Source organism: Olsenella phocaeensis (assembly GCF_900120385.1).
Taxonomy (GTDB): domain Bacteria; phylum Actinomycetota; class Coriobacteriia; order Coriobacteriales; family Atopobiaceae; genus Olsenella_I; species Olsenella_I phocaeensis.
Map to the genome: position 1 here is coordinate 1,077,615 of NZ_LT635494.1, position 17,248 is coordinate 1,094,862.

Sequence of the window (17,248 nt, forward strand, 5' to 3'; positions counted from 1 at the left end):
TGACCTGGTCAAAAGACGCTTACTTCCCATCCGCGCCTAGGGGCATGAGTGCCTTGGACGCGCGCTCCTTGCCAAAGATGGCCCCACATACCAGCATGCCGCCCATCACGAGGCAGACGGCGAGCAGGATGCCAAAGGCCCAGAAGCAGAAGAGGTGGACGTATCCGATGGGCTGCTGCATGAACAGCGTGAAGAACGAGGTGGACATCCCCATGAAGATGCAGGGCACGTTCGAGAAGACCCTTCCCTCGAAGAGGTTCTCGTGCACGAGAAGGATGCAGAAGATGACGATGATGGTGGGAACGATGCTGGAAAGAATGAGGTTGTCGGCACCAAACCACATGGTAAAGAGCCCCGTGACCAGGCTGTTCACCACACACCATAGCTCGCCGATCGCGTAGCACAGAAGCATCTCGGGAATCTTCTTGAGGTCCACCCCAAAGGCGAAGAACATCAGCAGGGGCAGGAAGCACATCCAGGTGTACTGCCCATATCCCATGACGCCCATGAGCTGCATGAGCAGGGTGAGCACGATTGCCCCAACGATTTCTGACACGAGCTTGATCTTGGTACGTTCTGACATCTTGTCCCCCATCCAAAGAACCACCGTCATGAATTAACTTTTTCTTATCGTAGATGAAGGTAGATGGACAAATTAAGCTATAGATGTGCATATATAATAAGAGATGCTTATCATAAGGAGGGAGTGCGGGAGCATGCAGAGCAGACAGCTGGAGTACTTCGTCGCCGTCGCGGAGGAGCTCTCCTTCACCCGCGCCGCAAGGCGCCTCTTCGTCTCCCAGTCGGCACTCTCCCAGCAGCTCAGGACACTCGAGCGCGAGCTGGGCTGCAGGCTCCTTGAACGGGACAACCACCACGTGACGCTCACACCAGCGGGCCGGTCGTTTCTCGAAGATTCTCAGGCCATACTCGCAAGGACCAGGCAGGCCGTGGAGCGGGCGCGCCGCAGCGAGGAGGGCATCTCCGGCTCCCTTGCCATCGGCTACATCAAGGGATACGAACGCACGAACTTAGCCGACATGCTCTATTCCTTCCACGAGAGCCATCCCAAGGTGCAGCTGAGCTTCCTGCGCAAGAACGTGGCAGAACTTTATGATGCCCTGCGCAGGGAGGACATAGATGTCGCCATCAACCTCTTCTATAGCTCCGAGCACATGGAGGACATCCAGTGGCAGGGCCTGCGCAGCTGGCCCCTCAAGGCGGTGGTGCCCCTCTCCCATCCCCTCGCGCACCGCGCCATGATCGAGCTTTCGGAGCTCAGGGGCTATCCGCTCGTCGACATCGACAAGGGCAAGGGCGGCTACGGGGAGAGGGACACGATATCCCAGACGCTCAGGGAGGCCGGGCTGGACCCTCAGGTTTCCCTTTCCTCCGAGGACGTGGAGACCTCGGTGCTCTGCGTGGCGGCGGGCTTGGGATTTGCGCTTCTGCCCGGCTACCTCACTGACACCCTGCCGGCAGAGGGAAAGGTGGTGGCGCTGCCGCTTGCGGGGATGGAGCGCAAAATGCCCGTCGTCGCGGCGTGGCTCCCCTCGCACAAGAACGAGCTGCTCGACGTGTTCCTGGACACCTTCCTGGACGTGGACGAGCAGGGACCCTCCCTGCCGGAGGGCAGGGCCTAGGGAGGCCGCGCGATAATCTGCCTGCAACGACAAGGGAATCTGCAGATCGCTTACGACACGCCCCGCAACGCAAGGGGGCGACCACCCAGGATGGCCGCCCCCCAAACAATCAAACCTCACGAGTCTGCCTCCGAGGCAGCCCCTTACTCCTGGGAACCCTCGCCGCTCGGGATGACGTCCTCGTCACCCACGAGCTTGTGCGCGAGCTTCTCGATCGGCTTCATGAGGAGCAGGGAGATGACGAAGCAGAGGACCCACACGGGGATGTAGTTGACGAGGATGCCCATGATGACCCCGATGAAGGGCGCCTTGACGGGAGGCAGGACCTCGGTGTTGAGGAGGGTCATGCAAATGACCAGGATGGTGGTGTACCAGGTGTTGATATGGATGCCCATCCACGTGCCGAACTCCTTGGAGCCCGGGGCGCCATGCTTGGCGGCAAGCTTGAACGCGCGCTTGGGCGGCTGGATGGCGAGTCCGATGACGCACGCGATGAGATAGGCGACGAGGGCGTTGATGCCGTAGATGCCCCAGTTCCACTGGGGGACCTGCCCCTGCAGGATGGCGATACCCTGGCACATCGCCGACACGGCGAGCGCCATGGGGACGTTGTTGATCAGGGTGTCCGCGAGCAGGAAGAACTTGGACTGCTTCATCTCTGGCATGGCTGACCTTCCTTTTGTCTTGGGATCAAAGTTGCTGGTAAGACGGCGTCCCATAGCGTATCAGGGGGTGGCACGTGGAGGATTGGTGTAGACATACAAGAATCCCGCGCGCTTTTTCGATTCTTATGGGCCAAGCGACAAGTCACGATGGCGGGGGTGCCTCTCGATGGGGCTCGAGGCACCCCCGCAGAAGCTTGGCTTGGAGTTGGGCTACTCCGCGAACTCCTGGAACTTGAGACCGTGCTCCTCGGGCATGGTTGCCTCGACGAAGGCCTTGTAGCGGGCGACGCGCTGCTTGTAGGCATCGCCCTTCTGCAGCTCCATGAGGATGCCCTCGTTCTTGCCGATGTCCTCGCCGTGGATCTGCTTGCCCTGCATGGTGTCGTGGGCGCGCTCGCGGCCCTGGTCGTCGTACATGCCGGGGAACGCGGGCTCGCCGTCCTTGTCGAGGACGGTGTTGCCGTTCTCGTCCTTGAGGTCATGCTCGGCGTACTCGACGGTGACCTTGCCGTCGACGAGGACGACCTTGCCCTGCAGGCCGCAGACGGCACAGACGGCGCGGTTCTCGCCGGGGTACAGGTAGAAGTCGTTGCAGTTGCAGTGCGGGCAGACGCCCTTCTCGCCCATCCACCTTGCGGACTTGGGGTCGGCGGCGAACTCCGCCATCTGTGCGCCGATCTGGTGGGCGCGGCTGACAACCTCATCCTTCATGAGGGCCGTCTTGGACCAGGGAACCCACTCGTTGTAGCAGACCTTCCATGCCGGGGTCATGGACTGGATGGCGTGGTCGGACTGGATGTGGGTGCCCCAGTCGGAGCCGCCGATGCCGATGTAAGCGACGGGGATGTCGGTGTGGAAGACGAACGAGGGCGGGACGACGCCCTTCTTGCCCTCGGCGATGTTCTTCTCGGCGCTCATCTTGCCCAGGAAGTTGTTGCCGGTGTCCATGCGGGGCCCAAAGCGGTCCATGATGGTGTGGAAGAGGCCCGTGGCGCCCGTTTCGAAGATGGGGTCGACCATGACGATCGCGTCGGCGGTGAACATCTCGTGCGCCAGCCAGTCGAAGTCGTCCTTGTGGATGCACATGTTGCCGCGGCCGCCCATGAGCATCTTGACGCAGGTGATGCAGCCCGTGCAGTGCCTGATGTCAAGGTCCTGCGCGCGGATGAACTCGATCTGGGCGCCCGCCTCCTGGGCGCCCATCAGGGCCTCCTTGCAGATGGAGTCGTTGTTGCCGTTCTTCGTGCCGAACGAGATGCCGAGTACCTTAGCCATTCGCACCCTCTCCTTGGGTCTGTGAGCACATGTACTGACCTTGGGAGAAACCGTATGCCACGGCAGTGCGCGCGGCATTGTGCTTTGGTTCAAAAGCGAGACGCAAGAATCGTGCTTAATTTGTGAATCAGAGAGTGGCGCGAGACCGCTCTGCCGTTCGTCGAGCAAACGGCAGCTTATGCCGAATTTCGACCCTCCAGCGTAAGACCGTCGGCCTCGCTCATCTCTAGCAGGCGCGCCATGAAGGCCACCGCGAGCCGGTCGTCCCCGTCCTTAAGGTCGAGGTAGAAGAGCTCCCTGATCTTGTTCACCCTGTAGAAGTAGGTGTTGCGGTGCACGCTCAGGGCCTCGGCTGCCACCACGGGCTCGCCAGGGTAGCGGACGCTCATCACCGCCGTCTGGAGGTACGAGGTGTGACGCCTGCGGTCGTACGCGGCCATGGCCACCACGCGCTTGTCGAGGAGCGCGGCGAGCTTGCCGTCCCGCTTGGCGCTCCAGCCCATCACGGCGAAGCGCTCGTGCCAGAAGAAGTGGACGCGGGGGCCCTGGGCGGAGCGGCCCTCAAGCGCCTGCCGCAGGCCGGTGCACTGCCTGAGCGACGCCCCGGCGAGCGAGAAGTCCTCGAAGGGCTCGCAGACGTAGGCGTCCATGCCGTTGCGCTCGAGGAAGTCGCAGAACCCCCTGTTCTTGAGCACGAGGTTCTCGAACTGGTCGTAGGCGTCGAAGCCGGGCCTCTCGTCCTTTTCCAGGGTGAGCAGGAGCACCACGGATCCGTCTCGCACGGTCCAGATGACGTCCTCGAGGCAGGCCTGCATGACCTGGCCCGCCTTGAGGTAGTAGTCCCGGTCGGCCCCTTCCTCGCCTACGACGCTCACCAGGTCGTAGCGGGCGCCGTCCGCGCCGCCGAGCAGCGTGACCAGGGCGCGCATGGCGTCCACGCTCGAGAGCTTGCCGTCGAGGAGGTCGGCGAGGACCGTGGAACCCATGCCCACCCGCTCCCCCGCCACGCCCAGGCGGTCGATCATGATGCCGGCGAGGGCGCCCGCATAGTCCACGAGCTCCAGGTCGAGCCCCGTGAGCGGGCGCACCTCGAAGACGTCCAGGCGCCCCAGCTCGAGGTGGTGGTAGTAGATGATGGAGCTCACGTTGCGGACCCCGGTGGTACCCTTCTCGGACACGACGGGGACGCGGGTGGCCCGTGCCTGGCGGATGAGGCCGTCCGCCTCCATGAGCGAGGCGACCTCGTCCGTCACGTAGCCGCTGGCTATGACGTCCCGGAGCTCGCGGACGCCCTGGGGCAGGTCGCCCGCGGACGCAAGCACCTTGTGGTCGGTGTTGGATATGAGCACGGGGTTGCGCAGGACCCCGCTCGCGTGATCCGCGAACTGCTGGATGTCATACGAGCTCAGGAAGGCCTTGAAGAGGCGCTCGCGGCTCACGGCGAGGACGCCGCTCCTGCTCACCAGCCTGAGGAAGGCGTCACGGAACTCCGAGGGCGCGACGTCGCCGCTCGCCGCGACCACGCCCGTTGGCGGGCGCAAGGGGAGTTCGGAGGCGGCGCCGCGCAGGTACTCGAGGACCAGTCCCTCCCCCTCGCGGGGCGAGCCCAGCCGCTCCACCTGCTCCGGCGTGGCGAGGACGACGACCCCCTCCATTCCCCTGCCCTCGTAGTCGGCGGGTGACACGACGACGTCCCAGCCGAGCAGAGAGGGGTCCTGGACCTGGTAGCCCGTGAGGGGCAGCTCGTTTAGCACGGTTCGAAGTCTCACAGTGCCTCCCGTGGCTTGTGCTCATGCACAAATATGATAGACCAGCTGCCTGCGCGAATGGGGTTCCGTTCCATGTGCTTCCGGGGGGGCAGGACCTAGTATCTGCAAGGATGGCAATCCGACCTCATGCAGGAGGCAAGCACATGCAGAATCTGATCGACGAGCTCGTCGGGAAGGCGAAGCGGGCGCCAAGGCGCGTCGCGCTGCCCGAGTGCGAGAGCACGAACACCCTCAGGGCGGCACGCCGCGTGGCCGACGAGGGCATCGGCGCCCCGTACCTCGTGAGCCCCCGCGACGTGATCGAGTCCTGCGCCGCCGAGGCGGGCGTCTCGCTGGACGGCATGCGAATCGTGGACAGCTCGGACGCCGAGGCAGCCGAAGCCCTGGCCAAGAGGTACATGGACGCCGGGAGGGAGCGGCTGGTCTCTGCCAAGGGGGCACGTCGCAAGATAAAGAGGCCGATCTACTACGCCATGATGATGGAGGAGCTCGGGGACGTGGACTGCACCTTCTGCGGCCACACCAACACCACCGGCGACGTGCTCATGGCCGCTCAGATGATCATCGGCCTGCAGGACGGCGTCGACGTCCCCTCCATCGTCGCGCTGACCCAGACCCCCGGCTTCGAGGGGCCCGAGGGGGACGTGATGGCCCTGGCCGACTGCGGCCTCAACCCCGAGCCCAGCGCAGAGGAGCTGGCCTCCATCGCCATAGCCGCCTGCGACTCCACGTCCTCCCTCATGGGCTGGGAGCCCCGCTGCGCCTTCGTCAGCTACTCCACCGACGGGTCGGGCGAGAGCCCCAGCGTCGAGAGGATCCGCGAGGCCCTGAGGCTCGTCCACGAGCGCAGGCCGGAGCTCAAGGCGGACGGCGAGTTCCAACTCGACGCCGCCATCGTGCCTGCCACCGCCGCGAAGAAGGTCAGCCGCGAGTCCGAGGTGGCCGGCAGGGCAAACGTGCTCGTCTTCCCCGACCTCAACACCGCCAACACCGCCGTCAAGCTGATCCAGCTCTTCGCCCATGGCAAGGGCTTCGGCCACAACCTCTCCGGCTTCAGGCGCCCCGTCGCCGACAGCTCCCGTGGGGCCACGGTCGAGGAGATGGTCGGCGACATCGCCATGTTGGTCCTCTCGTCCGATTAGGCCCGCGTGACGTCGGGAAGCGGCGCCACGCCCATCACGAGAAAGGAAGCATCGTGCCCTACCGCATCCTAACCCTCTCGCCCGGATCGACCTCCACCAAGGTCGCCGTCTTCGAGGGCGAGCAGACGCTCATGAAGGCAAACGTCCGCCACGACCCCGTCGAGCTCCAAGGCTTCGACGCCGCCGCGGACCAGCTCCAGTACCGCATCGACACCGTGCTGGCGGAGCTTGCGAAGGCGGGCATCCAGCTCGACTCCATCGATGCCTTCTCGGGCTACTGCGGGGGCATGGGCCCCACCGTGGGAGGCATCTTCGCCATCGACCAGAACGTATGCGACCACGTGCTCTCGTGCGGCATGAACCACCCCGCCATCCTGGGCGCGCCCATCCTCTTCGACTTCGCACGCAGGACCGGCAAGCCCGCCTTCGCCGTGAACCAGCCCGACACCGACGAGCTCGAGGACGTCGCCAGGATCACCGGCTACCCCGGCATCTACCGCAAGAGCCACGTGCACTGCCTCAACCAGAAGGAGTGCGCCATCCGCTTTGCCGCCTCGCTGGGCAGGCGCTACGAGGAGGTCAACGTCATCGTGACCCACGTGGGAGGCGGACTCTCAGTGGCGGCGCACCGGAAGGGCCGCATGATCGACACCAACGACGTGCTCGAGGGCTCGGGCCCCTTCGCGCCGAACCGCTCCGGCGACGTTCCCGCCAAGCCCGTGGTGGCCCTCGCCTTCTCTGGTAGCCACGACAGGCGCGAGATCGACGCCGTGATCGGCAAGGCGGGCGGCCTGAAGGGCCTTTTGGGCACCGACGACGCCCTCGAGATCGACCGTCGCATCGAGGCGGGCGACGCCTGGGCGAAGCTGGTCTTCGAGGCCATGGCCTACCAGACGGCGAAGGCCATCGGGGCGTTCTCCGTCGCCCTGGAGGGCAGGGTCGACGGCATCGTGCTCACCGGCGGCGTCTCGCACGACGAGGCCTTCACCAGCTACGTCAAGGAGCGCGTGGGCTGGATCGCACCCGTGGCCGTATATGCCGGCGACTTCGAGATGGAGGGTGCCGCCGCCGGAGCCGTCCGCGCACTCAAGGGCAGCGAGGCCGTCATGACCTACACCGGACGGCCGAGCTGGGCGGGCTTCTCGTTCGAGGCCGCCCCCGCCGACGTCGAAGCCTAGCGAGGAGGAGCATGTCCAAGGAGATATCCACGAGGGGCGCCTTCCACTACGCCCATCTGATCGTTCTCTCGTGCATCGTCATCACCTGCCTGCCCTGTGCGCTCGTGCTTTCCTGCGCAGGCATCTTCTTCACGCCCGTCTCGGCCTACTTCGGCGTGGCAAAGTCGGCGTTCACCCTGTACTTCTCGATCCTGAACGTCGCCATGATGCTCACCCTGCCCGTTGCCGGCAGGGTCCTGGCCAAATCCGACGCCCGCGTCGTGCTGTCGGCGAGCGTCGTGCTCTGCGGGCTCGGCCTCGTCGGCATGTCCATGTGCCGGGAGCTGTGGCAGTTCTATCCCTGCGGCGCGGTGCTCGGCGTGGGCGTGGCGCCCCTCATCTACCTTGCCGTGCCCGCCCTCGTCAACGCCTGGTGCGTGCGGAGGGTCGGCTTCTTCGTGGGCCTTTGTATGGCGTTCACAGGCATCGGCGGGGTGATCTTCAACCCGCTTGGAACGGTCCTCATCAACTCCGATGCCGAGGGCTGGCGCACGGCATACCTCGTCTTCGCCGCCATAACCCTCGTGGGTACGCTCCCCTTCACGCTCCTCGTGGTGCGCAGCAGGCCCGAGGACATGGGGCTCCTCCCCTATGGCGCAGAGGGCGAGGCCGCAGCAGGGGGCGAGCCCACCGTCACCGAGTCGAGGGGTGCCATGGCCACCGACGCCATGAGGACCCCAGCCTTCGTGGCGCTGCTCGCCTTCTGTGGTGTCATCACGCTGAACCAGACCATCTACCAGTTCCTTCCCAGTTACGCCTCCTCAATCGGGGGGGACGTGGCGGCCGCCTCGGGCGTGGTTGCCTCGGCCGCGATGGCTGGCCAGGCAATTGGCAAGGTCCTCCTGGGCGTCATCAACGACAGGTCAGCCAGGCTCGGCACCGCGTTTGGCATCCTGTCCGGCGTCCTGGGCGTGCTCGTGATGTGGCTCTTCCCGGGCGCCCTCGCCCTCCTGCTCGTGGGCTCCTTCCTCTTTGGCGTGGTGTATGCCATGACCACGGTCGAAACGCCACTCTTGGTCCGTACCGTCTTCGGGTCCAGGGACTACACCAACATCTACTCCCGCGTCTCCATGGTCGGGTCGCTCATGAGCGCCGTGGCCGCCGTGTTCTGGGGCCTCGTGGTAGACTCCGCCGGCGGCTTCCCCCTCATGTTCGCCCTTGGGATCGCGTGCATGGCGGCCTGTCTCGCACTTGCCAACTTCGCCCTGGCACATCGGAGCGCGGCCTAGGAATCGGTAGCGAAGGCTGGCCTGCCGCTCCGCCGCCTGCGCGCCAATTTCTCTCGAAAGCGTCCGATGTGTCAGGCCTCCACTTTCGACGGCGTCAAACGCGCGCCGCGCTTATGCGAGAGCGCCCAACGCGCGCCGCTCTTCGACGAAAGCGCTCAATGCGTGTCAAATTCTCTCGAAAGCGTCCAACGCGTCTCTCGCCTCCGCGTTTGCGCAGTTAGCAGAGAGGAGAAAAACGCGTTGGACGTTGTCGGCGCATTTTCGCGCGCGTAGGACGTTGCCGGGCGGAAGTCGCGCGCGATGGGCGCTGTCGGCGCTCTCTCGCGCGCGATGGACGCCGTCGGAATTGGCTCACGCGCGATGGACGTTGTCGACGCATTCTCGGTTCGCTCCGACAACGCGTTTGGAATCCTCGCTAGCGGCGCCCTCGAGCGCCCTCCCTATCCGGCAGACCCGTGCCGGTGTCGGCGCTCGCCCCGAGGCTTGCGAGGCTTGGGCTTCTCGATGAGGCCACGGAAGTCGGGCGAGCTGGGGTCCATGTCCATGGGGCTCATCACGTGGAGCTGGCCTCGGAGCTCGCCGAGGGAGTCGTTCTCCCAGCGGAAGCCTCGGTCGGTCTTGGAGAACTCGGCGACGTCCAGCCAGGAGGAGAGGTCTGCCTTGGAGTACTCCCTGTCGTAGTGGGCGTTCACCCACCTGTCGCAGCCGTCCATCCCCTGCATCTTGCGCAAGGTCTCCTCCCACTCGTCGATGGAGGTGGAGTCCTCGTAGAAGAGGGTCATGACCGGCGTGACGGCGTCGCCCGAGAGGAACAGCCGTTCCTGCCCCACGAGAAAGCCCATGCTTCCCCTGGTGTGTCCCGGGAGCGCGACCGCCCTCACCGTGACGCCGCCCAGGTCGAAGGCCTGTCCCTCCACGAGGCGCCTCGTTGCCGGACGCTTGCCAGAGAGCACGGGGAAGCAGGAGTCCTCGGAGAGGTCGAGCTTCTCGACGAGCTGTTCGCGAACGCGCAGGTGGAAGGCCTTCTCCTGGTCCCAACGGCCATCGTCGGCCTCTGAGATCCAAGCCTCCGGAAACTGGTAGGCGCAACCCACGTGGTCGTGGTGATGGTGTGTCAGGACGACGGTGAGCGGAAGCGTCGAGATGCCCTCGACGGTCGCCCTGAGGTCGCCCAGCCCCTCTCCGGCGTCCACGAGGAGCGCGGCATCGTCGCCCACCACCAAGAACGCGCGGTTGCCTCCCACGTCGGTGAGCCTCCACACGCAGGACCTGACCTGCGCCACCTTCCACTCCGCCCTCTGCGGCATGCTTCCTCCTTTTGTGCGGGAGGGGTGCCCGGCCGAAGCCCGGACACCCCACGCTCAGACTACCTATAGCGATATCCAGCCGGACCTAGCGATGGATGTACTCGCCCGCCTGGTACCTCGGGGGAACGACCGGAAGCTCCAGGTAGGAGGCATGCTGGCCACCGGTGTGGACGCAGTGCGTGCCATGGTTCTCCTGGTCCCAGGCCAGGGGCTCGAACCAGCCCTCGCGGATGTAGCGGCCAGAGACCTGGATGCGGAAGCGCTCGCCCTTGTGATAGACGCGGGCGGTGGGGACGATGGCGATCTCGACCTCGCGGACCTCGCCCTCGGCAAGCTTGGCCGGCTCGTCCCTCATCGTGTACACGGGGTTGTGCTTCTTGGAGAGCTTGGTGTCCACGATGGCACGGGAGACGCGGCACTTGCCCCAGGCGCCGGGGTGCGGCTCGTCGAGCGTCGTCCAGGGCACCCACGTGCCGTCGGCGGCAGCCTTCTGCACGTTGACGAAGAGGTCCATGTCGTCATGGCCCTCGCAGGACACGAACAGGTGGAGGTCCATGTAGCCGGTGACCTCGATGTCCTCGGGCAGGACGTAGTCGAAGTCGAGCTCGCCCCTGTTGGCGTCGTACTTGGCCACGGCCTCCGCCTCGGGCTTGTCGAAGCCGGCGGCGAAGGTCTCCTTGCTGCCGCCGTCCTGGCTCACGTCGGCGGAGTCAACATGTGCGCTGGCGTCGAGGTAGAGGTTCCTGTACTCGGTGCGCTTGATGGGCCAGGCCTTCTCGGGGCGCTTCTCCTGGTAGTCCACGTCATAGGCGTCCATGATGTCCAGGCGCACGCGCGGGGTCATCTCCCAGCCGTTGTGGATGCCCTTCAGGTAGCGGTCGTAGAAGCGCCTGAGGTCCTCGAGGTTGTCGGGATCATAGGTGTCGGGCCACTCGAAGTCGCGGTGGGCGCGGAGCCACTTGAGGTGGGAGCGGCAGCGACGCCAGGCGTTGACGGACCCAGGCAGGTGGAAGTGGGACCAGCCGGCGGTCTGGTAGACGGGAATCTTGATCTTCTTGAAGTCGGCGCGCTTGTCCTCCCAGTACTCGTTCATGGTGGGGTACATCTGCGCCATGGACACCTGGTCGTCAACGCCGTTGGGGCCCGTCACCTGAGCGGCGATGAACTTGTTGAACGAGAGCGCGGGCACGCCGCCCTCGTAGAAGGACTCACGGTAGAGGTCGGTGGTGCACTCCCAGGGGGCGATGCACTTGAGGTGCGGGGGGCACTCGGCTGCGATGCCCCACTGGTGCATGGCCACGCCGGAGTTGCCGGACATGCCGACGTTGCCGTTGCACCAGGGCTGGATGCCGAGCCACTCAACGAAGTCGTAGCCGTCCTCGCGGTCCTGGTGGGTGAACATGTGCACCGAGCCCTCGGAGTGTCCGGCGCCGCGCACGTCGACGTTGGCCACGGCATAGCCCTGGTAGCACCAGTAGAGGGGGTCGGGCGACTCGAACTTGGCGGTCTTAGAGACGGTCATGGGAGGCACGCCCATGATCTGCCACTCACTCATGCCGTCGCCGGGGCGCTTACCGAACCAGGACCACGACACGATGGCCGGGACCTTGGCTCCCTCGATCACGTTGCCAGCCTCGTCCAGGTCACCGGGGCGGAAGATGTCCGCATAGATCCTGCAGCCGTCGCGCATGACGACTTCCTGGTCCTGCATGCAGATGACGCCTGGGGCGACCTGGTAGACGCGCTGGTTGAAGGGCGGGCAGAAGCCCTGGCCCATGCGCGCCATGGGGTCGTCGGAGGCGGAGAGGTCGACCTCGGCCTGGTTGTCGTTGGGCTGGCGGGCCACGAGGTAGGCGGTCATCATCTCGACGCCCTTGAAGGTCTCGGGCTTCAGGTAGAGGTAGCGCTCGCGGTCCGTGTCAAAGTAGACGGGCCACTCGTCCGAGTACTCCTCGCCGCTGCCCTGTACGAGGTCGGAGACCTTCTTGTCGGTCACGGCCTTCCAGTGCTCGGGAATCTTGTAGTCAAGCATCGGCACTTCTTTCTCAACGTGAACGAAATGTCCGTGCTGCGCGGCACGGAAAACGGCTGGCGCTACTCGTCAAGCAGCTCGCACACGAAATCCGTGGCCTCGCCAAAGGTCGCACAGCGGCGGAACTTCATGTAGGGCACCTCGATGTCGAGCTCGTCCTCGATGTATGTGGTGATCTGCGACACCTGCACGGACTTGATGCCAAGGTCCTCGAACCTGGTGTCCTCGATGAACTCGGAGGGGTCCTTGCCAAAGAGCTGGCCGGCACGGGTGGTGAGCGCGTCCCAGACCTCCTGGCGATCCTCGTCCATTGCTGCTCCCTTCGTCGAGGGGACGCGTCCACGCCCCCGCCCGCGAGCGTCCGCGGGCCTGCCTTCTGGTTCGAGGCTCAGTATCCGCGCGCGTCGTGGGGTCGGCAATGTGGACCGACTCAAATGGACGGGCGCAGGCAAGGTGGCAATTTGTGCTTGAGTGCAGAGCCAGGGCATGCGACGCCGCGAGGAGGGGTGGGGTGGGAGCCGGTCGTCGAGAGGCGGAGGCGGGAGCGGGGCGGTGTGGGCCTGCCCGGGGCGGTGTGGGCCCGCCCGGGGCGCGCAGTTCAGATCTGATTTGCACGTCTCTCAGCAAAATGCCAGGTCAGCGGAGAATGGCGCGCAAACCATTTCCAGAGTGCGCAGCGGGCGGGCGACTTGGGGGGCGCCGAGGCCCGCGCCGCCCGCAGGTGAGAAGTGCGGCAGCTACCGCTCGCGGCGTCGTCCCAGGAGGAAGGGCAGGTGCCGCCGGATCAGCCGCTCAACGGGGACGAGGACGAGGACGGAGGCCAGGGCGAGGAGGGCACCCACACCGAGCTGCGCTGCGAACGGCGCGTCGTGGAGGTCGACGCCGGCAAGCGAGAAGAGCAGCAGCTTGCAGAGGTTCATCGACGGGGCCGAGAGCGCATAGAGCACGAGACTCCTGCGGCCCAGCTCCCGCAGGGGGCCGCACTCTCCCAAGGCAAGCGAGAGGAACGCCACGGCAAGGGTCCCCGCCAGCGCCAGGAGCAGCATGAGCGCCGCCTGCAGGACGGCCAGGGAGAGAGCGGGGCTCTCCCCGTCCGGGAAGAGCGCCACGTACTCCTGGGTCACGTAGAGATCGGGCATGACGCGGTGGGCGACGAGGCCCAGCGCGACCGCAAGGGCCAGCGCAAGCGGAACGAGGGCCCAGCGCGGCACGCAGGCCTTGNCGGACCCACGGTCCACCAGAGCTGGGACGCGAGGACGAGCAGGACCCCGACGAGGGCACAGGCGAGGACGTGGCCCCTCTCGCCCGCCCCCTCGTCGTCCGGACCGGCGAGGGCGCGGAGCACCAGGAAGGCGAGGAGCTGACCCCAGAAGTACGCCCAGAGGAACCAGAGTCCCTCTCCCATGACCAGGACGTCGAACGCCGACGTCGCGAGGTCCTGGGTGCCCTCGACGGCGAGCGACTCCCCGAGGGAGGGCGCCAGGGCGAGGGCAACGGGCTTGAGGAGGTAGTAGAGCGAGAAGACGTAGTACGGGACGAGAAGACCCCGGGCGCGCCTTTGGGCGAAGCCCGCAAACCCCCGCCCCCTGGGGCGCAGGACCACCCCTCCCAGGAAGAAGAAGAGCGGCATGTGGAAGAGGTAGAGGTCGTAGTGGAGCTCGGCCAGGGCCGGCAGCCAGACGCTCTGGCCGTCGCCGTTGGTGAGGTGGCCCAGGGCGACGAGGAGGATGCCCAGGCCCTTGGCGACGTCTACCCAGGGCAGCTTGGTGCCCGCGGCGTCGCTCCTGGCGGTCGTCTCCCCCTCCATGTCAGCTCCTTGGTGGCTTCTGGTGGCTTTCCGGCGGGCTGCCACGCTTACGGGTCTGGGCGAGACCGGAGCCCCGCCCAGACGACTTCGCATGCCTTTCCGATGCCGCGCGACTAGATCGCGACGATGTTCACGAGCTTGCCGGGGACGACGACGACCTTCCTCACGTCCTTGCCCGCGATCTGGTCTGCGACCGCCTCGCGCGCCGCGGCCTCCAGCTCGTCCTTGCCGGCAGACGCAGGAACCATGATGCGGGCACGAATCTTGCCCTTGACCTGCACTGCGATCTCGACGCTGTCGCTCTTTGCCTGCTCGGGGTCGAACTCGGGCCAGGGCTCGTCGTAGACGGAGCCCTCCCTGCCCAGCGCCTCGTGGAAGAGCTCCTCCGCCCAGTGCGGGCAGATGGGGGCCAGCATGGTCACGATGGCATGCGCCGTGCGGTAGCAGACCGCCGCGTCGCGGCCGGCGGGCTCGGTCTCGTTCAGGTACTTGCTCGCCGCGTTGACCAGCTCCATGCAGGCCGATATCGCGGTGTTGAACTGCCCGCGGTCGAAGTCGGCGGTGCAGCGCAGCCCCATCTCGTTGAGGCAGCGGTTGAGCTCCCCGGAGGCCGCGTCCAGACCGGAGAGGTCGAGCCCTGCCCTAGCGTCCGCGGTCTGGGAGAGGCCCCACACCACGCGCCAGGCGCGCTTGATGAAGCGGTTCGCGCCGGCGACGGCCTCCTCGTCCCAGTCGAAGTCCTTCTCGGGGGGAGCCACGAAGAGGATGGCCAGGCGCATGGTGTCGGCGCCGTAGGGCTCGATCACGCTGGAGGGCGGCACGACGTTGCCCTTGGACTTGCTCATGGTCTCGCCGTTGGCGTCCTTGACCATGCCCTGGCAGAGCAGGTTGGTGAAGGGCTCGTCCACGTCTATCATGCCCAGGTCGCGCAGGACCTTGGTCCAGAAGCGCGAGTAGAGCAGGTGCAGGATGGCGTGCTCGATGCCGCCCACGTAGTTGTCGACGGGCATCCAGCGGTCAACGGACCCCTTCGAGAAGGGGGCCTGGTCGTTGTGCGGGTCGCAGTAGCGCAGGTAGTACCAGCTCGAGCAGGTGAAGGTGTCCATCGTGTCGGTGATGCGACGGGCGGGCCTGCCGCAGCGCGGGCAGGTCGTCTCGTAGAAGGGGGCGTACTCGGCCAAGGTCTCGCCGGCACCGAGGTCGAGGTTGTCGGGCAGGAGGACGGGCAGGTCCTCCTCGGGCACGGGAACGTCGCCGCAGTCGTCACAGTGGATCATGGGGATGGGGTTGCCCCAGTAGCGCTGACGGCTGATGAGCCAGTCGCGCAGGCGGAACTGGACCTTCTCGCGGCCCACGCCCCTCTCGCCCAGCCACTTGATGATGGCGTCGACGGCCTCGGAGTGCTTGCCGCCCTTGAGGCCGGTGAACTCGCCGGACTGCACCAGGTAGCCCTCGGCGTCCATGGCGTGCTCCCAGTCCACGCTGCGCACGCGCAGCTCGCGCTCGTCCTTGAGCTCCTCGTAGAGTGGGTCGTCCTTCTTGCAGATGATCGGGGCTATCTCGAGGCCGTACTTCTTGGCGAAGTCGAAGTCGCGCTGGTCGCCGCAGGGGACGCCCATGACGGCGCCGGTGCCATAGTCCATGAGGACGTAGTCGGCGACCCAGATGGGCGCGGGGCGGCCGTTGATGGGGTTGATGACGTAGCGCCCGGTGAAGACGCCGTGCTTCTCCCTGCCGGAGCCCTGACGGTCAACGCTCGAGACCTTCTCGGTCGCGGCCTTGAGCTCCAGGAACTCGGCCTCGTGCTCGCTGCCGGCGACGAGCTCGGCCGCCAGCGGCGACTCCGGGGGCAGCAGGAAGAAGCTCACGCCGAAGAGGGTGTCGGCGCGGGTGGTGAAGACGGTGACCTTGCGGTCGGTGGGGGTCACGCCGTCCTCGGCCGCCAGGACGAAGTCGATCTCGGCTCCCTCGGAGCGGCCGATCCAGTTGCGCTGCTGGGCCTTGACGTTCTCGGGCCAGCCCTCCAGCTTGTCGAGGTCGTCCAGGAGCTCCTGGGCGTAGTCGGTGATCTTGAGGTACCACTGTGAGAGCTCGCGCTTCTCGGGAATCGAGCCGCACCTCCAGCAGCGACCGTCCACGACCTGCTCGTTGGCGAGCACGGTCTTGCAGTGGGGACACCAGTTGACGGGCGAGGTGGCGCGGTACGCCAGGCCCTTCTCCCACATCTTGATGAACATCCACTGGCCCCAGCGGTAGTACTCGGGGTCGCAGGTGTTGAACATGCGGTCGTAGTCATACGAAAAGCCCATGCGCTTCATGGTCTTGACTGCCTGGGCGATGTTCTGGTGGGTCCACTCGCTCGCCTGGGTGTTGTGCTTGATGGCGGCGTTCTCGGCGGGCAGGCCGAAGGCGTCGAAGCCCATGGGGTGCAGCACATCGAAGCCGCGCATGCGGGCCTGGCGCGCCATGGCGTCACCGATGGTGTAGTTGCGCGCGTGGCCCATGTGCAGGTCGCCCGAGGGGTACGGGAACATCTCGAGCACGTACCTCTTGGGCTTGGAGGGGTCCTCGTCGGTCTTGTAGAGCGACTCCTCCTCCCAGCGCGCCTGCCACTTGGTCTCTATCCTCTGGGCGTCATAGGCGGGAACGTCGCCCGTCTCGCGCCTGACACCGCTGTTCTCAGCCATGAGTTCCTTTCCTTGGCACAAAAAGACATACATGGGGGAGTATAGCGAGAAACGCGTCGCGGTCTCGCGCAGGGCGCTGATGCGGACGTGCGGTCACTGCGCTGCCACACGTCCGTGGCGCCTGCCAGGCGAGCCGACAAGGAAGAGGGGCCAGGCTCAGCCTGACCCCTCGGACTCGGCACCTTGTAAGGAGGCCTGACGGGGCGCCTAGGCCTTGTCGTCCCTGCGACGGAGGCGGAACGCGACGAGCAGCGAGGCGGCGGCAAGGCCTGTGACCGCCACGTACGCGACGGGAGAGAGGTCGTCCCCGGTCTTGGGGAGCCTGGAGAGGACCTTGCGGACCACGTGCCCCACATGCCCTGGGAGCGCGGGCACCGGTCCGGGCTGCGGAGCCGGGTCCGGCGTCGGGTCGGGCGTCGGATCGGGCTTGGGCTTGGGGTTGGGGTTGGGGTTGGGGTTGGGGTTGGGGTTGGGG

Annotated in this window: 15 protein-coding genes; 4 read left to right on the forward strand and 11 right to left on the reverse strand. The window is 66.1% G+C overall.

Features of this window, described 5'->3' with window-relative positions; genetic code table 11:
* Window positions 1-19 precede the first annotated feature (19 nt).
* The gene (locus BQ7388_RS05165) at window positions 20-583 is read right to left on the reverse strand and encodes a DUF1097 family protein (protein WP_072500460.1); all 564 of its coding nucleotides are present in this window, start codon (window positions 581-583) and stop codon (window positions 20-22) included.
* Window positions 584-716: 133 nt separating this feature from the next.
* On the opposite strand from BQ7388_RS05165, the gene BQ7388_RS05170 reads away from it, so the two are divergent.
* Window positions 717-1,643 (forward strand): LysR family transcriptional regulator, encoded by a 927-nt coding sequence (locus BQ7388_RS05170; RefSeq protein ID WP_062530238.1) that lies wholly within the window; start codon window positions 717-719, stop codon window positions 1,641-1,643.
* Window positions 1,644-1,786: 143 nt separating this feature from the next.
* Here the strand turns inward: BQ7388_RS05170 and BQ7388_RS05175 are convergent, their stop codons facing one another.
* From BQ7388_RS05175 to BQ7388_RS13200, 3 genes are all read right to left on the reverse strand, one after another.
* Window positions 1,787-2,308, reverse strand: a complete 522-nt coding sequence (locus tag BQ7388_RS05175; protein ID WP_072499912.1) for a hypothetical protein — start codon at window positions 2,306-2,308, stop codon at window positions 1,787-1,789.
* 210 nt (window positions 2,309-2,518) lie between these two features.
* Window positions 2,519-3,583, reverse strand: coding sequence for a flavodoxin family protein (locus BQ7388_RS05180; protein WP_072499913.1), 1,065 nt, complete (start codon window positions 3,581-3,583; stop codon window positions 2,519-2,521).
* Window positions 3,584-3,759: 176 nt separating this feature from the next.
* Window positions 3,760-5,352, reverse strand: coding sequence for a helix-turn-helix domain-containing protein (locus tag BQ7388_RS13200; protein WP_129583161.1), 1,593 nt, complete (start codon window positions 5,350-5,352; stop codon window positions 3,760-3,762).
* Window positions 5,353-5,495: 143 nt separating this feature from the next.
* Between BQ7388_RS13200 and BQ7388_RS05190 the strand changes: the two genes are divergently transcribed.
* Genes BQ7388_RS05190 through BQ7388_RS05200 form a run of 3 tightly spaced genes read left to right on the forward strand, consistent with a single transcriptional unit; the run spans window position 5,496 to window position 8,940 of the window.
* Window positions 5,496-6,494, forward strand: coding sequence for a phosphate acyltransferase (locus BQ7388_RS05190; RefSeq protein ID WP_072499915.1), 999 nt, complete (start codon window positions 5,496-5,498; stop codon window positions 6,492-6,494).
* 53 nt (window positions 6,495-6,547) lie between these two features.
* Window positions 6,548-7,672, forward strand: coding sequence for a butyrate kinase (gene buk, locus BQ7388_RS05195; RefSeq protein ID WP_072499916.1), 1,125 nt, complete (start codon window positions 6,548-6,550; stop codon window positions 7,670-7,672).
* Window positions 7,673-7,683: 11 nt separating this feature from the next.
* Window positions 7,684-8,940, forward strand: coding sequence for an MFS transporter (locus BQ7388_RS05200; protein ID WP_072499917.1), 1,257 nt, complete (start codon window positions 7,684-7,686; stop codon window positions 8,938-8,940).
* Between the two features lie 440 nt (window positions 8,941-9,380).
* Here BQ7388_RS05200 and BQ7388_RS05205 read toward each other — a convergent pair whose 3' ends face one another.
* The 7 genes from BQ7388_RS05205 to BQ7388_RS12285 form a co-directional block, all read right to left on the reverse strand.
* The gene (locus BQ7388_RS05205; RefSeq protein WP_072499918.1) at window positions 9,381-10,247 is read right to left on the reverse strand and encodes an MBL fold metallo-hydrolase; all 867 of its coding nucleotides are present in this window, start codon (window positions 10,245-10,247) and stop codon (window positions 9,381-9,383) included.
* Window positions 10,248-10,332: 85 nt separating this feature from the next.
* Window positions 10,333-12,279: a CocE/NonD family hydrolase gene (locus tag BQ7388_RS05210; RefSeq protein WP_072499919.1), complete on the reverse strand. Its 1,947-nt coding sequence runs from the start codon at window positions 12,277-12,279 to the stop codon at window positions 10,333-10,335.
* Between the two features lie 62 nt (window positions 12,280-12,341).
* On the reverse strand, window positions 12,342-12,590 hold the full coding sequence (locus tag BQ7388_RS05215; protein WP_072499920.1) for an acyl carrier protein: 249 nt from the start codon (window positions 12,588-12,590) through the stop codon (window positions 12,342-12,344).
* Window positions 12,591-13,016: 426 nt separating this feature from the next.
* Window positions 13,017-13,418 (reverse strand): hypothetical protein, encoded by a 402-nt coding sequence (locus tag BQ7388_RS05220; protein ID WP_129583162.1) that lies wholly within the window; start codon window positions 13,416-13,418, stop codon window positions 13,017-13,019.
* A complete protein-coding gene (locus BQ7388_RS05225) occupies window positions 13,400-14,179 on the reverse strand; it encodes an acyltransferase family protein (protein ID WP_083558274.1) in 780 nt (259 codons plus the stop codon). Before BQ7388_RS05225 ends, BQ7388_RS05220 begins: the two co-directional genes overlap by 19 nt.
* A gap of 20 nt (window positions 14,180-14,199) precedes the next feature.
* The gene (leuS, locus tag BQ7388_RS05230; RefSeq protein ID WP_072499923.1) at window positions 14,200-16,773 is read right to left on the reverse strand and encodes a leucine--tRNA ligase; all 2,574 of its coding nucleotides are present in this window, start codon (window positions 16,771-16,773) and stop codon (window positions 14,200-14,202) included.
* A gap of 207 nt (window positions 16,774-16,980) precedes the next feature.
* A partial coding sequence (locus tag BQ7388_RS12285) for an LPXTG cell wall anchor domain-containing protein (protein WP_159430792.1) occupies window positions 16,981-17,248 on the reverse strand: 268 nt, incomplete at its 5' end.